Genomic DNA, 15,910 nt, shown 5'->3' with positions numbered 1-15,910 from the left:
GCCTAGCGCGACAAAGTCACAAAGGAAACTACCGGTCGACCAGCCGCGTTTCGGGGTGATGCTTGTCGAGATGGTTTTTCACGATCCGCAAATTCTTGGAATTGGAGCGGTACATGAAGTCGAACAGATCGCCCACCACCGGGACCGCGCCAACGGCGGTATCGATGCCGACATTGGCCGCCATGCGCAGGAGCTTCCATTTGGGCAGCTTCAGATTGCGCGCTTCCCACACGATGTAGGCGGCCATGCCCATGGTGACGATATCACCCAGCACCGGCACCAGCCCGACAATCGTGTCGAGCCCGATGGGGCGGTTGATGCCGGGAATGACGAAGGCCCGCTCCAGCACCATTTCCATGGCTTCGATACGGCGGCGGATCGAGTGCGGATCGCGGCCTGTTGGCAGCTCTATTCCCAGCGCCTGCGGACGCGTGGACGTGCTGCCAAATGGCTCGCTCTGCATGGGCACTGGACGGTTGGGTTCGGCCATTCTGGCAATCCTCCTCAGGCGCTATCTGGGTATTTCGGCGAGCGGCGGCAAGGGATGGAAGGCGTAGGCATTGGCGGCAAAGCCTTCGACGCTGCCCCTCGCCAAAGACCAGCGCAGCGGCGAGCCGATGGGGATGTAGACATTTTCCAGCGTCAGATCGGCCTCCGCCTCGGCAAGCAGGGTGGCGCGCGCGAGCGGGTCTGTCTGCTGCAAGGCTGCCTCGACCTTGAGGTCAACAATCTCGCTGCATGGCCGGCCAAGCGAACAGTGGAACTGGTTGAGAAACCAGCGCGGTGCGGGATAACGAGCCACCCGGTCGATCAGCAGCAAATCGGCATCGGCGCTGTTCTCGGCACGCACCAGACTGATCCCGATAGTGGCGTATTGCTCCGCCAGATTGCCTAGAAAAATCTCCCAGCCGGGGCCGCGTGGCAGGTAGATGCTTAGCTCTGCCGGGTTGGCGCCTCCCTCGGTATCGAACTGCTGTCGCCATGCAGCAACGCGCGCCGCCGCCTCGCTGCGCAAATCCTCAATCGGCTGGTCACCCCACCTTTCGGCCACCAGACCGGGATCATCGGGCAAGTTGGGGTAGACCGGCCGCGTGGTCGAAACCCAGCCGCCAAGGTTGAAATCCGCGAGCAGCGCCTCGCGGTCGAGTGCCATCGCCAGTCCTTCGCGCACCCCGCTATTGCCAAGCAAGCCATCCTCGCGCTGCACGCGCAGGCCGAACAGGCCGATTGTAGCACTGATCCGCAAGGTCGCCGCGGACAGTGGGCCGAGCTCGACAAGCGGGAGTGCGCCCAGCGTGCCGCCCAGCACAACATCGGCTTCGCCGGAGTCAAACCGGGCAATCGCGCTTTCCGCATCAGCGGCAGTGAGCAGGATCGTGCGGACACCCTCTTGCCAGTCCTCATCCATGGCGAGGCCGCGTTCGTCGGGTGGCTTGAAGGCGAGGCGCGCGGCGGTGCCTTCTCCGCCGTCCGTTGCGTCGAGTCGGGTCATCACCATCGGCCCGGTGCCTCCGCCCTCTGCACGCAGGGCAAGCTCGGGTTGGGCGAGAATTTGCAAGAGATAGGGCTCGGGCGAAGACAAGCGCACTTCGATCACCCTGCCCGCCATCGCCCGCACGTCTTCGATCACCATCAGATCGCGGCCCAGCGAAGTTCCCTCCAGCGCGGCAATCGCGCGATTGAGCGAAGCGGCAGCGCTCTCGGCACTCAGCCGCGTGCCGTCTGGCCATGCGGTATCGCGCAGGCGGAAATAGAAGCTGAGCCCGTCATCAGCGGGTAACCAGGTTTCGGCCAGCGCTGGCACAACTTCGCCCTGCGCATTCAGAGTCACCAGCCCGCTTTCGGTGGCCGCCCGCACGTGTTGCGCGCCAGAAGATAAGCGCAGATCATCGGCGAAGACCCCAGCCGGTGAGCCGATCACCGCTATGTCGATCATTCCGTCATCACCGCCGCTGCATCCGGCGAGCAGGAGCAACGCAGCGCTGCCCGCTGTCAGCTGCCGCAGAAGGAAGATATCACGCCGGGCCATGGCACCAGCGATAAGCTGTGCGGGCCGAAGCATCAATGGCCAGCGCAGCGGCCGGCTTCAGATCTTGCGAAAGCCCTGCTGCGATCCGGTGTGATTGATGGTGGAGCCTTCAACCGGTGCCCGGGCAAGCTTTGGATCGATTTCGTCAAGGAACGCGATTCCGAAGCGGTTGCCTTGCGTCCACGCCACTGATCCTTCGACCTGGCCGATATTCCGCAGTTCCACGGTCACACGGGCGCCGCGAACCACCGGCACGTCGCCTTCCGCCATCATGCCACCTGCCGAGAGGTTGCGCACCTTGATGCGGAACACATTCTCGTTTCCGTCGACGCGGATCTGCGCCAGCAGGAACAGGCTGTCTCGTCCGACCTGGCGGGTATCGACATTGCTCATTGCGGTCACGTCTTGCCTCTGTCCGTTTGCTTGCAAAGAGTTGCCGACATGGGGGCCTGCAACGATTTTACAATCTGCCGGATGGCTGCATCCGACACCATTGCAATGCGGCGGAAAGGGCTAACCAGACGTTAATTTCGGGTACTCATGTCAAACTGTCCCGAAACGGATCAGTCGTCGCGGGAAATCTTTTCGCGCCGCTCATGCGCGGCCTGCGCTTCCACCGTCATGGTGGCGATGGGGCGGGCAATCAGGCGGTTGATGCCAATCGGTTCGCCGGTCTTGTCGCACCAGCCATATTCGCCCGCATCGATCCGCCGCAGCGCCGCGTCGATCTTGGCGATGAGCTTTCGTTGGCGATCACGCGTGCGCAGCTCGATGCCCCAATCGGTTTCGCTCGACGCGCGATCATTGAGATCGGGCTCACGGATCGGGCCTTCCTGCAGGTTCTGCAATGTCCCCTCGGCAGCCGAGAGGATCGACTTCTTCCATTCGAGCAGCAGCACGCGGAAATAGTTGAGCTGCGCATCCGACATATAGTCTTCGTCGTCATGCGGCACGTAATCCGCGGGCAAGGCACGTTTGGCCTGTGTCAGGATATCGATATCGTCACGCGTGGCCGTTGCCATCAGCTACTCCAAATCCCTCTCGCTGGAGCCTTCTCGGGATTGCGCCAATGGCCGCCCGTTTGCCGGGTCTGACACCGCTGGCCGCGAAGGCATTAGGGGTCGTGGCGGGCCTATAGGGGTGCGCTTTGTAACGCACAAGCGACAATGCGGCACCGTCCCCGAATGCGGAATTATCTGTCGATGAGCGGGGGCTGCGCTTTCGTAGAATTTCGTAAAAGGTGAATGCCGTTAACCATTTCTTGACCATAAGCGTCAAAACCTTGGCCCATCGGAAGCCGGCGCCACAGGGACACCGGCGAAAAGGACAGGGGATCGACGGCCATGGAACTCGCCAAGATCGAAACATTTGTGAAGGCCCGACCCGCGGATATGAGCGGAGCGGATATGCTGATAGCGCGCAATCTCGCCGCTGCGGCGGATGGCGATGTGGACGCGCTGTACAATCTGGGGGTCGCCTATTCGACCGGCAGCCACGGTGTGGAATGCGACCTGATCGAGGCGCATAAGTGGTTCAACCTCGCCGCGTCGCGCGGTCACGAGGAAGCCAGCTGGTGCCGCGCCGATATTTCGGACGAAATGACCGCCCGCGAAATCTCCGAAGCCCAACGCCGCGCCCGCGAATGGCTGCGCGCCGGTGATGCGCGCGCTGCCTGATTGGCGCTAACGCGTTTTGGAGAGTAATTGTGCGTAATTTTGCAAAGAGCATGAAGCGGCTGGTGATGGGCCTGTCGCTTTCGGGGAAGTCCGGCCACTCCGGCGATACGCTGATTCGGCAATCCCCTTATCTCCACGAGATGATGGCGGGGTTTGAGCGGTAGGGGTTAACCCCGCCTAAACGGCATCCTCCGGCTGAGCAGTTCCCGATCCATCGCCACGCCGCGCCGTTCGGCTTCCAGAAAATCCTCGACAGCTTGCCGGAAGCCGGAGTCGGTGATCCAGTGCATCGAGGTGGTCGCCACCGGTTCATATCCCCGCGCCATTTTGTGGCCGCCTTGCGCGCCTGCCTCTACCCGTTTCAGTCCGCGTTCGATGGCGGCATCTATCGCGCGGTAATAGCATAGCTCGAAATGCAGGAAGGGTTTGTCGGCGAGGCAGCCCCAATAGCGGCCATAGAGCGCCTCCGCCCCGATAAAATTGAGCGCACCCGCTATCGGCATTCCGTCGGCAAAGGCGAAGATTAGCAGCAGCTTCTCGCCCATCCGCTCGCCGAACAGGGTGAAGGCTTCGCGCGTCAAATAGGGCGTGCCCCATTTGCGCGCGCCGGTGTCTTGGTAGAACAGCCAGAAGGCGTCCCAATGCTCGGGCCGGATGTCATCGCCCGACAGCGCCGTGATCGTCACGCCCTCATTCGCCGCGCGGCGTTCTTTGCGCAGATCCTTGCGTTTGCGCGAAGTCAGCGTGCCCAGAAAATCGTCAAAGCTGGCATAATCGCGGTTCGACCAGTGGAACTGGATATCCTCGCGTTTGAGCCAGCCCGCTTCTTCGAAAAGCCCGACCTGCTCCGGCTCGACAAAGGTTGCATGGGCGGAAGACCAGCGATTGTTTGCGGTCAATTGCTGCGCGGCGCGGAGCAGCGGGGCGGCGTAGACGGCATCCTCCACCAGCACGCGCGGGCCGGTGGCGGGGGTGAAGGGCGCGCTGATCTGGTATTTGGGATAGTACTCGCCGCCCGCGCGGTGGTACGCATCGGCCCAAGCGTAATCGAAGACATATTCGCCCTGGCTATGGCCTTTGAGGTAGCCGGGAAGCGCGCCCAGCATCCGGCCCGCTGCATTTTCCAACACGAGCGGCGCGGATTGCCAGCCCGTACCGGGGCCGACACTGCCGCTTTCTTCCATGATGGTGAGGAAATCGTGGCTGACGAATGGATTAGCGCTTCCTGCCAGCCGGTCCCATTCCGCTTTCGGAATTGCCCCCACGGCGGGATAGATTCGTGCAGAGAGTTCGCCGTCAGCCATAACAGGCTAATTAGGCGCGCGCCTCCCACGCGGCTACCCCATCACCTTCCAAAATAGGTATCGCGCCCGAAGCCACCACGGTTTCCACATCCTCGCTGCTCTTCACCGTCCAGCTGAGGATCGGCGTGCCGCATTTGGCGTAGCTCTTGGCAAAGCGGCTCGGCAGATCGCGCACGTCATAGGCGAGGAAGTGCGGCGAGGCCTTCTTCGTCTGCACCCGCCGTTTGACCGCGCCCGACAATGTGCGCGAACCCTGTTCGGTAATCACCATGCCGCGCGGCAGATCGGGCATATGGCTGGCAAACCATGCGCCGATGCGCGGGTCAAAGCTCATCACCGCAACTTGCCCCGTATAGCCCTCGACATCGCGCCGCACCGCGCGGCAGAGCTTGTGCACTGGCTCTTTCCCGTCGGTCTTGAGTTCGAGCAGCAGCGGCACGCGGCCCGCCACCAGTTCGAGCATATCGCGCAAGGTGGGCACGTGCTCCCCACTCCCGCACAGTGTCAGCGCGGTGAGCTGGCCCACGGTCATATTCGCGGTAACGCCCGCATTGCCGGTGAGCCGGTCAGTCTCGGCGTCGTGGAACACCATCGCCCGGCTGTCGAGGCTGACCCGGATATCGCATTCGATCCCCAGCCCGCGCTCTATCGCTGCGGCGAAGGCCGCGAGCGAGTTTTCTGGCGTTTTGGCATCGTGCAGACCGCGATGGGCATAGGCCTGCGCAGTCAGCCAGTCGGGGGCACTAGCCATCGGACAGCTCGATAATCGCATCGACTTCCACCGCCGCACCCAGCGGCAGCGCGGGCACGCCTACCGCAGCACGAGCGTGCTTTCCGGCATCGCCAAAGACTTCCACCATCAGATCGGACGCGCCGTTCACAACCTTGGGCTGATCGATGAAGTCACCCGTCGAATTGACGAACCCGCCCAGCTTGACGATCCGCGTAACCCGATCGAGCGAAACGCCCGCCGCTTCCAATTGCGCAAGGATCATAAGACCACAGGCGCGCGCCGCTTCCTGTCCGCGTTCAAGCGACACATCCTCGCCCAGCCGCCCCGTTACCAGCGCTCCGTCCACAAACGGCAATTGGCCCGACACATGGGCAAGGTTCCCCGTCACCACGACCGGCACATAGGACGCGACCGGCGCGGCGGCTTTGGGCAGGGTGATTCCGAGTTCTTCCAGGCGGGCAGCAATCGTCATTTCGGGCATTCATTCAGCTCCAGTAGTTAGTTCGCGTGTTTCGCCCAATCGAGGCTCGACTTTCTCCATCACGGCGTCTGCGAATTGCCCTGCACCGTCGATTCCGAACTGGTTTGCAGCAAGCGATACCAGCTGGTTATGCGTTTGCTGTTTTTCCCGCTGGGTAAGGGCAATAATCATGCGGCCGCCGGCAAATGTCTCCGAATCCGCGGCCACCCGATCTGCAAGACAGGCGGTAAGGGCATCGGAATCTTCGTCCGACAGGTACATTGTGCCAGGATTTCCAGTTGCGCCGGGGAATGGCCCGAAATCCGCTGATATGATGTTTCTGTCAGCAGGCATTGCCGCAAGGCGCGCGCAATAGTCTGCAACCGTTACCACCGGTTCGGCAGCGGGGACTTGCCGGGCTTGCTCACCGCCGCATCCAACGGCCACGAAACACAAAACGGCAACAGAAAAAGTCCTGATCATAGCAAACCCCTTAAAACCCCGTCAGAACGCATAGCTTTATCGATGCAGTGTTTCGAGTATCCAGGGCAAGGCCTCGTCCCAGTTGTCGATCCGCGCATCGGCGTGGCCCGCTTCATGCGCGCACGGGATATGCGGCGCAACGGCAGGTTCGCCGCACAGATGCAGCCTGTTCACAAACGGCACTTCTTTTTGCGCACTCTTATGATGCCCGGCAATATCATCGATGAAGACCGCGCGGGTCGCGCCGTGCTCTTCGACGATGCGCTTCAATGCCGCGCCCTTGGGCCCCTGGTTGGTGAAGACCGGCGCGGTGAGGCCGTGTTTGCGCAATTGCTGCACGCGCGCCGCGTTGCGCTCGTCGGTCAGATTGGTCAGCACCACGACATCGGCATCCTCACCGATCTTGGCGACCGCTTCGAGCGCGCCCGCGATGGGCTCCTGCGTGTCCATTTGCGTATCGAAGAAGCCGCCGAGATATTCCCACATCTTCTCTTCGGGCACGGTCTCTCCGGTGGCGCGCAGGCGCATCGATTCGGCGAAGGGATTGCCGTTGAGAGAGAAATCGATCGCGTGTTCTTCATCAAGCCAGGCGCTGAAATGCCTAACCATGTGCAGCAACACTTCGTCACAATCGGTTACCAGCAGCGGGCGGCTCATCGGGAAAGCTCCTGTCCGGCGGCGACCATCGTTTCGGGGGCCATTCCCAGCGCGTCGGCGGCGGCCAACAGGTCGGGCTCGTGCGCGGCCAGAAATTCGAACACCGCGCGGTGCGTTGCCGGTTCTGCCAAGGCTGCGCGCAGGCCATCGGGGGTGAGGCCGGTCAGATCGAGAAAACGCTGCGCCCGCCCCTCTTCGGACAATATCCAGCCGAGCGCACCCAGCGCGATGGCAGCAGGATCAGAGGGAGGCAGGGATTGAGACATGGTTTTACAATTCCGGTGAATTGCGGCATTCCGCGAATCGGGGATCGAGTGGTAAGGTATCAGCCCAAAGGCAAGTTGATCCTTCGGGGGCGCACATGACGAAGAGAATACTCGTTGTCGAGGACAACGATCTCAATCGCAAATTGTTCTGCGACGTACTCGCCGCAGGCGGATTTTCGGTGGAAAGTGTTGCCGATGGCCATGCCGCGATTGATACGGCGCGCGCCTTCACGCCCAATCTTGTTGTGATGGATATCCAGCTCGCCGATATTTCAGGCCTCGATCTTATCGCCACGATGAAAGGCGATGCGGAGCTTCGCGGCGTGCCCGTGCTCGCGGTCACCGCCTATGCTGGCAAGGGCGATGAAGAGCGGATTCGCGCTTCGGGGGCGGAAGGCTATCTCTCCAAACCGGTCAGCATCGGGCCGTTTATGGCGGCGGTGCGGGGGCTGGTCGATGCTGCCGGAACTCCCTCTGCCAGCCCCGCCGCTGCCTGACACCGCCTTTCAGACCTGCTTGACATTCGCCGCGCCGAAAGGTTTGCCGGACAGTGACACGCGTTCTATGACGCGCGCAATGCTTTGACCCGAGGATACCCTGTTCATGGACCGTGCCACAGTTGACGAGCGCATCCGCGCCATCATTGCCGATTTCAACAAGAAGGGTGTCGAGATTACCGATACGACGACCTTTGCCGGCGACATGGAATTCGACAGCCTGACGGTGATGGATTTCGTCGCGGCGATCGAGGACGAATTCGACATTATCATCAGCATGAACCAGCAGGCCGAGATCGAGACCTATGGCCAGCTCGTCGATGCCGTCACCTCCATGGTTTCGGAGTAAGCACAGCATGAGCGAAGGTGTGATGCAGGCCGACCGGCCCGAGACGCAGGAGGGCGGCGCGAAAGACCTGCTCTCCAAATTCGATGACGTGATCGCCCTGCGGCAGAACCTGCTGGCAAGCGGGGCGGAAGATCCGTTCAGCCTGGTGATGGAGCAGGTGCTCAGCCCCACCCGCGCGATATGCAACGGGCGCGATACGATCCTGCTCGGAACCTACAATTACATGGGCATGACCTTCGATCCCGACGTGATCGCGGCGGGCCAGGCGGCGATGGCCGATTTCGGCGCGGGCACCACGGGCAGCCGCGTGCTGAACGGCACTTTCCGCGATCACCGCGATGTCGAAGCCGCGCTACGCGAGTTTTACGGGATGGACCACGCGATGGTCTTTTCCACCGGTTATCAGGCCAATCTCGGCATCATTTCCACGCTTGCGGGCAAGGGCGATTATATCGTGCTCGACATCGATAGCCATGCCAGCATCTGGGATGGCTGCGCGATGGGCAATGCCGAAGTCGTGCCCTTCAAGCACAATGATATCGAAGCGATGGAAAAGCGGCTGAAGCGCATTCCCGAAGGCGCGGGCAAGCTCGTCGTGCTCGAAGGCGTCTATTCGATGCTGGGCGATGTCGCGCCGCTGGCCGAGATGGTGAAAGTCGCCAAGGCCAATGGCGCGATGGTGCTGGTGGATGAAGCGCACTCGATGGGCTTTATCGGCGAACACGGACGCGGTGTGGCCGAGGAACAGGGCGTGCTGGACGAGGTCGATTTCATCATCGGCACCTTCTCCAAATCGGTTGGCACGGTGGGCGGCTTCTGCGTGTCCAACCACCCCAAGTTCGAAATCATGCGGCTGGTGTGCCGCCCCTACGTGTTCACCGCCGCCTTGCCGCCTGCGGTGATGGCGAGCTCGGCCGCCTCGATCCGCAAGCTGATGCATGGCGGGGAAAAGCGCGCGCATCTGTGGGAGAACTCGCGGCGGCTGCATGCCGGACTGATCGAACGCGGCTTCAAGCTCGGCACCGATGAACCGCAAAGCGCGATCATCGCGGTCGTCATGCCCGATCTGGAAAGCGGCGCCGCAATGTGGAACGCGCTGCTGACCGAAGGCCTTTACGTCAACCTCGCCCGCCCCCCGGCAACGCCTGCGGGGATGACACTGCTGCGCTGTTCGCTCTGCGCGGAGCATTCGAGCGAGCAGGTCGAAACGATCCTCGGCATGTTCGAGCGTGCGGGCAAGGCTGTCGGGATTATCTAGGAACGCCTTTGCCGGGCGGCGCGTTTGAGCGGGAAAGGAGATTTCCCATGAAAACTACCAATACTGGAAGCGCGACATATGAGGGTTTTGGCAAAAGCGGCAAAGGCCATGTTTCGACCGGATCGGGCGCGCTCGCGGCGCAGCCCTATGGCTTCACCACCCGCTTCGAGGATGAAGCGGGCACCAATCCCGAAGAGCTGATCGCGGCGGCCCACGCCGCTTGCTTCACCATGGCGCTGAGCTTCAAGCTGGCCGAGGCCGGGCATAGCGATGGTGATCTTGTCACCTCGTGCGAGGTCACGCTGGAAAAGGGCGATGGCGGCTGGACGGTCACCAAATCGGCGCTTTCGACGAAGGCAAAGGTGCCCGGAATGGATCAGGCAAGCTTTGAAAACCTCGCCGCCGAGGCGAAAGCGGGATGCCCGATTTCGAAGCTGCTCGACACCGAGATCACGCTCGAAACCGCGTTCGAGGGCTAGTCACGGTCTTCGCGCCGCTCGGGAAAAACCGGCCAGAGCAATTGCTGCCCGAGCGAGGCGGGGGCGAGATTCTCGACGCCATAGCTGGCGGGGTAGCTGCGCGTGATCCGCGCGGTGCCGAACAGCACATCCCACACAAATAGCAAATTGCCGTAATTGCCCTTGTAATGCGTCGCCGGGTCATCGGCATGGCGGCCGTGATGTGCATGGTGGGTCGCGGGCGTCGAGATCACCCGCTCGACCACCCACATCACCGGAGATAGCCAGCCGATCCGGTAGAGCGGCCTGTCCCAAGCCACATCCGAATGCGCGCCGGTAATCACCGTCAGCTTGACGACGATATAGGCAGCATAGACCCAGCCGAGCCCCAGATAGATCAGCACGCCCGACAGCCAGATGCCCGGCATCATCGCGTAGTAAAACAGGTTGTTCCGGTAGACGAGCCGCACGCTCATATAGCGGGCATTGTGATGCGCGCGGTGCAGATTGTAGAGCCACGGAAAGGTGTGGCTCGCGCGGTGCCACCAATATTGCATCATATCGTCGAGCACGAGGAACAGTCCCAGCGCAGGAAGCCAATGCAACTCGCCCAGCGCGCCTGCATATTGCGGTGCGACCACGCCCGAAAGGGCAGCAGCGGCGAACAGCACCGCAGGCTGTGTGAGCGCGAGCAGGACGATCATGCTGACGCTTTCGACAATTGCGTCGTCGCGCGTCTGTTCGGGCTTGGCGAACAGATTGCTGCGCCAGAGTTCCAGCACGGCAAAGCCCGCGAAAATGCAGACAATCGCGATGGTCGAACCGGACATGGGCCTCTCTCCAACTTGCTCGCCAATTGCTTGGGCCCGCAATAGCGGCTAGCTGCGTTGGAGAATGTCTAATATCATACATTCTGTCGCGCCCGCAGGCCGGTCCTTTGCCGCCCCCATGCTGTTTGCGCAGCTCGAGGAAGAATTGCAGCGCCTGCTCCGCGACAAAAGCCCGGTGCGCCGCTTCGCCGATGGCGCGATTATCCAGCAGCGCGGCACCGCGCCCGACGGATTCTGGGTGATCGAGGAAGGCGCAGCCATCGCCGGACAGTTCACCAGCGAAGGCGTGTTTCGCGCGGTGGTTGTGCTGGAATCGGGCGATTCTTTTGGCGAACTCGCCGTATTTGGGCAGACGCCGCGCGTCGTCGATGTCGTGGCACGCGGCGAGGCGCGGCTCCGATACGTCGAGGCCGGGATGTTTGAGCGGCTGCTCCGCGAGTATCCGGTTTCAAGCACCCGCCTGCTCAGCGCACTTTCCTTGCAATTGCAGGAAGCGCTTTCGCTGCTGGCGGGCATCCGGCAAGGCAGTGGCACGGCGCGGCTGGCCATGCTGCTCGCCAATATGGCGGGCCATCGCGGCGAGCCGGTCGCGCTTGATATCACCCAGCAGGAAATTGCCGACCTGCTCGGCCTGACGCGGGCCACGGTCAACACCGCGCTGCGCTCGTTTGAGGAGGCGGGGCTCGTCACGCGCCGTTATGGCGGTCTGACTTGCGTGAGGCCGGATGCGCTGGCGACGATTGCGCGCGACTGACTAAGCGGCGCGTCTAACCGGTGGCTTCGGAAGGCGACGCGAACAGCCAGCCGCCCAACACTGTTGCCGATATCGCCCCGCCGATCTGTGCTGCGATAAAGGCAGGCACATCGCCAGGTGCAATCCCCGCGAACGTGTCCGACAGGCTGCGCACAATGGTGATTGCGGGATTGGCGAAGCTCGTCGAGCTCGTGAACCAATAGGCCGCCACGATATAGAGCGCCACGCCCGCCGGAATCGCCTCCGGCTTGTGGCGGATCATGCCGAAAATGCTCAGCACCAGTCCGAAGGTGGCGATGCCCTCCCCGCTCCACTGTCCAATCCCGGCGCGGGCTTTTGTCGAGAACTGCAAAATCTCCAGATCGAACATCAGATGCACAGCGAATGCGCCCAGCGCACCCGCCGCAATCTGCACCAGCACATAGGCCGCGCCCTCGCTCCAGCCCATTTCGCGCCGCAACGCAAAGGCGAGTGTCACCGCCGGATTGAAATGCGCGCCCGACACTGGGCCGAGCGTCGCGATCAGCACGAAGAGGATCGCGCCCGTCGCAATCGTGTTGGCGAGCAGCGCCAGTGCGACGTTGCCGCCCGCGAGATTCTCCGCCATCACGCCAGAACCGAGCACGCCTGCAAAGAGGAAGAAGCTGCCCAGCGCCTCTGCCGTCAGCCGTTTGGCCAGATATGTGTCAGCCATTCGTTGCCCCTTCCCCATCCCGCCCGATGGCGGTCAGCGCCCTGCGCCAGTCCGCCGGATCGAGCACATCCTCGTCCAGCGCCAGCATCGCCTGCACCCTCTTCGTCAGCCGCGTGTAAGCGGTTTCAAAGCCCGACAGATCGCCGTCGATATGGGAGCCGTCCGCTGCGTAGCCTGCCGGATCGGGAATGCCCCAATGCGCTTGCACCGGATGGCCAGGAAAGACCGGACACGTCTCCCCCGCTGCGTTGTCGCAGACGGTGATGACAGCGTGGATTGGCGGCGCACCTTCGCCAGCAAATTCGTACCAGCTTTTCGAGCGCAGATCGCCTACCGCGTGGCCCTTCGCCGCCAGCAGTTCGAGCGCCAGCGGATTGGGCACCCCCCTCGGCGTGCTCCCGGCGGAGAAGGCGGCGAAGCGCCCCGGTGCGGCATCGCGCAGGATCGCTTCGGCCAAAATCGAGCGCGCAGAATTGGCTGTGCAGAGGAACAGGATGTTGCGCATAGATCAGCCGCAGCACTGCGCCGATGGCACGGGTGGGGCGATGTCCGCGGCATTGCCGTAAACGGTCGCCTCCCCGCTCGTGAAGAAGGCTTCCCAGTTCACCCCGTCAGGGTCCGCGATCCAGCTCTTTTCGCTTTTGGCGTAGCAGCAGGTGGTGCAGCCTTCTTCCAGCACCGGGGCCTTGGCCGCCTCCATCCGCGCATAGACCTCACGCAATTCCTCCGCGCTTTCCGCTTCGATCCCGAGATGCTCGATCCCCAAAGCGGCGTGTTCGTGGGAGATCGCGAAATTGAGGCGCGGATCGTCTAGCATCCACTTCGCGTAATCCTCTTTTCGCACCGTCGGTTCGGCAGCGAAGAGCGCGTTGTAAAAAGCTATCGAGGCGTCGAGATCGCGCACCCCGACGTGAACGTGCATCCGTTTCATCAGCATTGCTCCTTCTTTTGTGCGGCCGATGGAGCGCACCCCGCGCCCTGGCAGCAATTTTCGGTGAGAAAGCCCATCAGCGCATCCATCGCGGCGTAATCGGCGGAATAGATAAGGCTGCGCCCCTCGCGCCGCTGCGCGACAATGCCCGCCTGCTGCAATTGCGCGAGATGGAAGGACAGCGAGGAATTGGGCAAGCCCAGTGTCCGCGCGATCTCTCCCGCCGCCAGCCCTTCGGGCCCCTGCTGCACCAGCAGGCGGAACACGGCGAGGCGGTGATCATGCGCGAGCGCGCCGAGAGCGAGGATGGCAGAATCGGAGTTCATTTCGACTATTATCGAAATGTCTTTCCCGATTGCAAGCTAAATTTCGAGAAAGCTCGAAATTAAAGGTCTTCGATCGAGGTCACGCTGTCACAGGGGTGCGCCGTGCCGTCATCCTCGCCGCCACCCAGCTGCGTGATCGCGAGGAATCCGCCCACCACCAGCACCACGAACAGGGTCGTCATCCAGCCGAGATATTTCTCGATAAAGGCTTTGATGGGCGCGCCGAAGACCTGGAACAGGATGCCCACGACCATGAAAATGAGCGCGCGGCCCGCAATCGCGGCGAGCGCAAAGGTGACCAGGTTCATCCCGATAAAGCCTGCCGTAATCGTCATCAGCTTGAACGGGATCGGCGTTCCGGCGGCAAGGAAGACCGCAATCGCGCCCTGCTCGCGGATATAGCACGCGGCGACGGGGAAGCTCTCGGTAAGGCCGAGCACACCAAGCATCCATTCGCCGATCGCCTCATAAGCCAGCGCGCCGATGGCGTAGCCGAACAACCCGCCGAGCACGCTTGCGATGGTGCAAACCAGCGCAAAGCGGATCGCCTTTTTCGGCTCCGCCAGGCACATCAGGCCGAGCAAAGGATGCGGCGGCACCGGGAAAAAGCTCGATTCGATGAAGGCGAAGAAGGCCAGCCACCATTCCGCCTTGGGATGCGAGGCCTTGTCCATCGTCCAGTCATACAGACCGCGCAGCAGTTTCATCATGGCGGGGGAGCTTTCAGGCAGGTGGGCGCTGGCTGCGCCTCTAGGGAAGCGGCCCATGACGCGCAAGGCGAATGCGCGCGCCTAACAGCAAGTGTCATTGGACAAGCGCGCGGCTCTGGGGCACATCATGTGTGTTCAAGAGGGGGTAGACTATGATTTTCGCTAGCACATCATCGCTTCGAAACGTGCTTTTGGGCAATTTCGGCATCGCCGCCCTGATGGCAGCCGTGCCCGGTGCCGCGAGCGCCCAGGAAGCTGCCGAGGCGGAACCGCAATGCTTCATCATGTACTCAAGCTATGAAAGCGTCACGGCTGTCATCGAAGAAATCGGCTTCTCGCCGGAAAACTATGATGCGCTGTGCCTGCGCTTGGAGGAAGAGGGCCTGGCACTGAGGTTTGATGGTGAATCGCACAGTCTTGATGACCGTGTTGTTGCTTGGGCGACAGTCCGGCTTCTTCGGATCGATTCGGAAATCGCGTCTACCGTCGTGGCAACGAACACGCGCATGCTGATCCGGGATATGCCGCTGGAAGAGGCCCTGCCGCTAATGCAAATGGCTGCGATCGATGAGGCGATGGATCGTCTTTTCCTCGACTTCAACAATCACTACGAGGCACTTCAGGAGGAAGAGGCCCGCCTCGCGGCGCTCTTCGCCGGGGCGGAAAGCTGATCGCACTGTCACGGAGGCACGTCACTCTCCAACAAAATAACCATATTGGCACTTTTGGATTGACATTGTGACGCTGTTCTGGCACATAAGTCGAACATCGCGATAAAGCGAGTCGGCAGCACGGCACCACAAAAGGCGGCCTCCTTCACCGGAGGGCCGCCTTTTTCGTGCCTGCCTGCCGCGAGCGACGACCGGCAGGAGGCTCTATGACCAATATTTTCGAACACGGCCCGCAATGGATGCCGGCATTTCTCACCGCATTGCGCGAAACAAAGGTCGTGGCGAAAGCCTGCAAGGCCGCAGGGGTGCACGATACGACCCCCTATACCCAGCGCAAGCGCAACAGGCAGTTTGCCGAAGCATGGAGTGCCGCGCTCGAAGATCGCGAACCCGAGGACATGACCGCGCAAAGCGGCCTCCATTCCACCAAGGGCGGATGGCAAAATCCCTTCTTCCATGCGCTTGCCGAACGATCGAACGTCTCCGCAGCGGCGAAGGCAGCCAATGTTCCGCTGACCACCGTCTATGCCGAACGGCGCAAAAGCCGCGCATTCGCCGCTCGCTGGGATTCCGCATTGCTCGAAGGCTACGAGAATCTCGAAATGGAATTGCTCGGCTATCTGCGCGCTACTGCACCGGATCACAAAATGGACGTCGCCAACGCACTGCGGCTGTTGGCGGCGCATAAGGAGACGGTCGCGAAAGAGCGCGTGCGGCGCACCAAACGCGACAAGGCAGCCATCCTCGCTAGCCTGAATGCCAAGATCGACAAGATGCGTGAACGCAAGGCTGCGGCGGCGAAGCTGCTGGGAGAAGATGCCTGA

25 protein-coding genes are annotated in these 15,910 nt (G+C 62.0%); 9 read left to right on the top strand and 16 right to left on the bottom strand.

The genetic code is table 11. The features are described 5' to 3' along the window. Positions 1-28: 28 nt before the first annotated feature. The 4 genes from ACS0VV_RS00380 to dksA all read right to left on the bottom strand — a co-directional run bounded on the left by ACS0VV_RS00380 (position 29) and on the right by dksA (position 3,051). The gene (locus ACS0VV_RS00380) at positions 29-463 is read right to left on the bottom strand and encodes a DUF4112 domain-containing protein (RefSeq protein WP_483530769.1); all 435 of its coding nucleotides are present in this window, start codon (positions 461-463) and stop codon (positions 29-31) included. Between the two features lie 48 nt (positions 464-511). Beyond that, on the bottom strand, positions 512-2,029 hold the full coding sequence (locus ACS0VV_RS00375) for an ABC transporter substrate-binding protein (protein ID WP_483530768.1): 1,518 nt from the start codon (positions 2,027-2,029) through the stop codon (positions 512-514). A 57-nt stretch (positions 2,030-2,086) separates the two neighbouring features. Next, positions 2,087-2,422, bottom strand: a complete 336-nt coding sequence (locus tag ACS0VV_RS00370) for a PilZ domain-containing protein (RefSeq protein ID WP_483530767.1) — start codon at positions 2,420-2,422, stop codon at positions 2,087-2,089. A 170-nt stretch (positions 2,423-2,592) separates the two neighbouring features. Beyond that, a complete protein-coding gene (gene dksA, locus ACS0VV_RS00365; protein WP_483530766.1) occupies positions 2,593-3,051 on the bottom strand; it encodes an RNA polymerase-binding protein DksA in 459 nt (152 codons plus the stop codon). A gap of 321 nt (positions 3,052-3,372) precedes the next feature. Here dksA and ACS0VV_RS00360 point away from each other — a divergent pair, with 321 nt between their 5' ends. Both ACS0VV_RS00360 and ACS0VV_RS00355 read left to right on the top strand, forming a co-directional pair. Continuing rightward, positions 3,373-3,705, top strand: a complete 333-nt coding sequence (locus ACS0VV_RS00360) for an SEL1-like repeat protein (RefSeq protein WP_483530765.1) — start codon at positions 3,373-3,375, stop codon at positions 3,703-3,705. Between the two features lie 29 nt (positions 3,706-3,734). After that, on the top strand, positions 3,735-3,869 hold the full coding sequence (locus ACS0VV_RS00355) for a hypothetical protein (protein ID WP_483530764.1): 135 nt from the start codon (positions 3,735-3,737) through the stop codon (positions 3,867-3,869). Positions 3,870-3,872: 3 nt separating this feature from the next. Here the strand turns inward: ACS0VV_RS00355 and ACS0VV_RS00350 are convergent, their stop codons facing one another. The 6 genes from ACS0VV_RS00350 to ACS0VV_RS00325 are packed head-to-tail and all read right to left on the bottom strand — an operon-like array spanning position 3,873 to position 7,608. Beyond that, on the bottom strand, positions 3,873-5,009 hold the full coding sequence (locus ACS0VV_RS00350) for a GNAT family N-acetyltransferase (RefSeq protein ID WP_483530763.1): 1,137 nt from the start codon (positions 5,007-5,009) through the stop codon (positions 3,873-3,875). Positions 5,010-5,019: 10 nt separating this feature from the next. Beyond that, positions 5,020-5,760 carry a glycerophosphodiester phosphodiesterase family protein gene (locus ACS0VV_RS00345; protein ID WP_483530762.1) on the bottom strand — a complete coding sequence of 247 codons (741 nt, stop codon included), beginning with the start codon at positions 5,758-5,760 and terminating at the stop codon, positions 5,020-5,022. Continuing rightward, a complete protein-coding gene (locus tag ACS0VV_RS00340) occupies positions 5,753-6,214 on the bottom strand; it encodes a RidA family protein (protein WP_483533468.1) in 462 nt (153 codons plus the stop codon). The genes ACS0VV_RS00345 and ACS0VV_RS00340 overlap by 8 nt, the downstream gene beginning before the upstream one ends. Positions 6,215-6,223: 9 nt before the next feature. After that, the gene (locus ACS0VV_RS00335; RefSeq protein WP_483530761.1) at positions 6,224-6,685 is read right to left on the bottom strand and encodes a hypothetical protein; all 462 of its coding nucleotides are present in this window, start codon (positions 6,683-6,685) and stop codon (positions 6,224-6,226) included. Between the two features lie 36 nt (positions 6,686-6,721). Beyond that, the gene (locus ACS0VV_RS00330; protein WP_483530760.1) at positions 6,722-7,342 is read right to left on the bottom strand and encodes an HAD family hydrolase; all 621 of its coding nucleotides are present in this window, start codon (positions 7,340-7,342) and stop codon (positions 6,722-6,724) included. Continuing rightward, positions 7,339-7,608, bottom strand: a complete 270-nt coding sequence (locus ACS0VV_RS00325; RefSeq protein ID WP_483530759.1) for a DUF3572 family protein — start codon at positions 7,606-7,608, stop codon at positions 7,339-7,341. The genes ACS0VV_RS00330 and ACS0VV_RS00325 overlap by 4 nt, the downstream gene beginning before the upstream one ends. A 95-nt stretch (positions 7,609-7,703) precedes the next feature. Here ACS0VV_RS00325 and ACS0VV_RS00320 point away from each other — a divergent pair, with 95 nt between their 5' ends. From ACS0VV_RS00320 to ACS0VV_RS00305, 4 genes are all read left to right on the top strand, one after another. Beyond that, entirely contained in the window at positions 7,704-8,105 is a 402-nt protein-coding gene (locus ACS0VV_RS00320) for a response regulator (RefSeq protein ID WP_483530758.1), read from the top strand. 106 nt (positions 8,106-8,211) lie between these two features. After that, a complete protein-coding gene (locus ACS0VV_RS00315) occupies positions 8,212-8,454 on the top strand; it encodes an acyl carrier protein (RefSeq protein WP_483530757.1) in 243 nt (80 codons plus the stop codon). A gap of 7 nt (positions 8,455-8,461) precedes the next feature. Next, positions 8,462-9,712 (top strand): serine palmitoyltransferase, encoded by a 1,251-nt coding sequence (gene spt, locus ACS0VV_RS00310; protein WP_483530756.1) that lies wholly within the window; start codon positions 8,462-8,464, stop codon positions 9,710-9,712. A 47-nt stretch (positions 9,713-9,759) separates the two neighbouring features. After that, positions 9,760-10,191, top strand: a complete 432-nt coding sequence (locus ACS0VV_RS00305; protein WP_483530755.1) for an OsmC family protein — start codon at positions 9,760-9,762, stop codon at positions 10,189-10,191. Here ACS0VV_RS00305 and ACS0VV_RS00300 read toward each other — a convergent pair. Further along, a complete protein-coding gene (locus ACS0VV_RS00300) occupies positions 10,188-11,000 on the bottom strand; it encodes a sterol desaturase family protein (RefSeq protein WP_483530754.1) in 813 nt (270 codons plus the stop codon). The two genes, ACS0VV_RS00305 and ACS0VV_RS00300, sit on opposite strands and share 4 nt — an antisense overlap. A 118-nt stretch (positions 11,001-11,118) precedes the next feature. Here ACS0VV_RS00300 and ACS0VV_RS00295 point away from each other — a divergent pair, with 118 nt between their 5' ends. Beyond that, positions 11,119-11,754, top strand: a complete 636-nt coding sequence (locus ACS0VV_RS00295) for a Crp/Fnr family transcriptional regulator (protein ID WP_483530753.1) — start codon at positions 11,119-11,121, stop codon at positions 11,752-11,754. Positions 11,755-11,767: 13 nt separating this feature from the next. On the opposite strand, the gene ACS0VV_RS00290 is transcribed toward ACS0VV_RS00295, so the two are convergent. From ACS0VV_RS00290 to ACS0VV_RS00270, 5 genes are read right to left on the bottom strand one after another with little or no spacing between them, the layout of a single operon-like run. Continuing rightward, positions 11,768-12,448 (bottom strand): aquaporin, encoded by a 681-nt coding sequence (locus ACS0VV_RS00290; protein ID WP_483530752.1) that lies wholly within the window; start codon positions 12,446-12,448, stop codon positions 11,768-11,770. Next, positions 12,441-12,953, bottom strand: coding sequence for an arsenate reductase ArsC (locus ACS0VV_RS00285; RefSeq protein ID WP_483530751.1), 513 nt, complete (start codon positions 12,951-12,953; stop codon positions 12,441-12,443). Before ACS0VV_RS00285 ends, ACS0VV_RS00290 begins: the two co-directional genes overlap by 8 nt. Positions 12,954-12,956: 3 nt before the next feature. Further along, entirely contained in the window at positions 12,957-13,379 is a 423-nt protein-coding gene (locus ACS0VV_RS00280; protein ID WP_483530750.1) for an ArsI/CadI family heavy metal resistance metalloenzyme, read from the bottom strand. Then, a complete protein-coding gene (locus tag ACS0VV_RS00275; RefSeq protein ID WP_483530749.1) occupies positions 13,379-13,705 on the bottom strand; it encodes an ArsR/SmtB family transcription factor in 327 nt (108 codons plus the stop codon). Before ACS0VV_RS00275 ends, ACS0VV_RS00280 begins: the two co-directional genes overlap by 1 nt. Positions 13,706-13,764: 59 nt before the next feature. Beyond that, positions 13,765-14,412 carry a YqaA family protein gene (locus tag ACS0VV_RS00270; protein WP_483533467.1) on the bottom strand — a complete coding sequence of 216 codons (648 nt, stop codon included), beginning with the start codon at positions 14,410-14,412 and terminating at the stop codon, positions 13,765-13,767. 155 nt (positions 14,413-14,567) lie between these two features. Here ACS0VV_RS00270 and ACS0VV_RS00265 point away from each other — a divergent pair, with 155 nt between their 5' ends. Both ACS0VV_RS00265 and ACS0VV_RS00260 read left to right on the top strand, forming a co-directional pair. Beyond that, complete coding sequence (locus ACS0VV_RS00265; protein ID WP_483530748.1) at positions 14,568-15,086, top strand: hypothetical protein; 519 nt, start codon at positions 14,568-14,570, stop codon at positions 15,084-15,086. A 206-nt stretch (positions 15,087-15,292) separates the two neighbouring features. Next, positions 15,293-15,910, top strand: a complete 618-nt coding sequence (locus ACS0VV_RS00260) for a hypothetical protein (RefSeq protein WP_483530747.1) — start codon at positions 15,293-15,295, stop codon at positions 15,908-15,910.

It is taken from the genome of Aurantiacibacter sp. KMU-128, assembly GCF_056933515.1.
The sequence above is the reverse complement of the archived record's forward strand: the minus strand, read 5'-3'. Positions and strand labels throughout refer to the sequence as shown.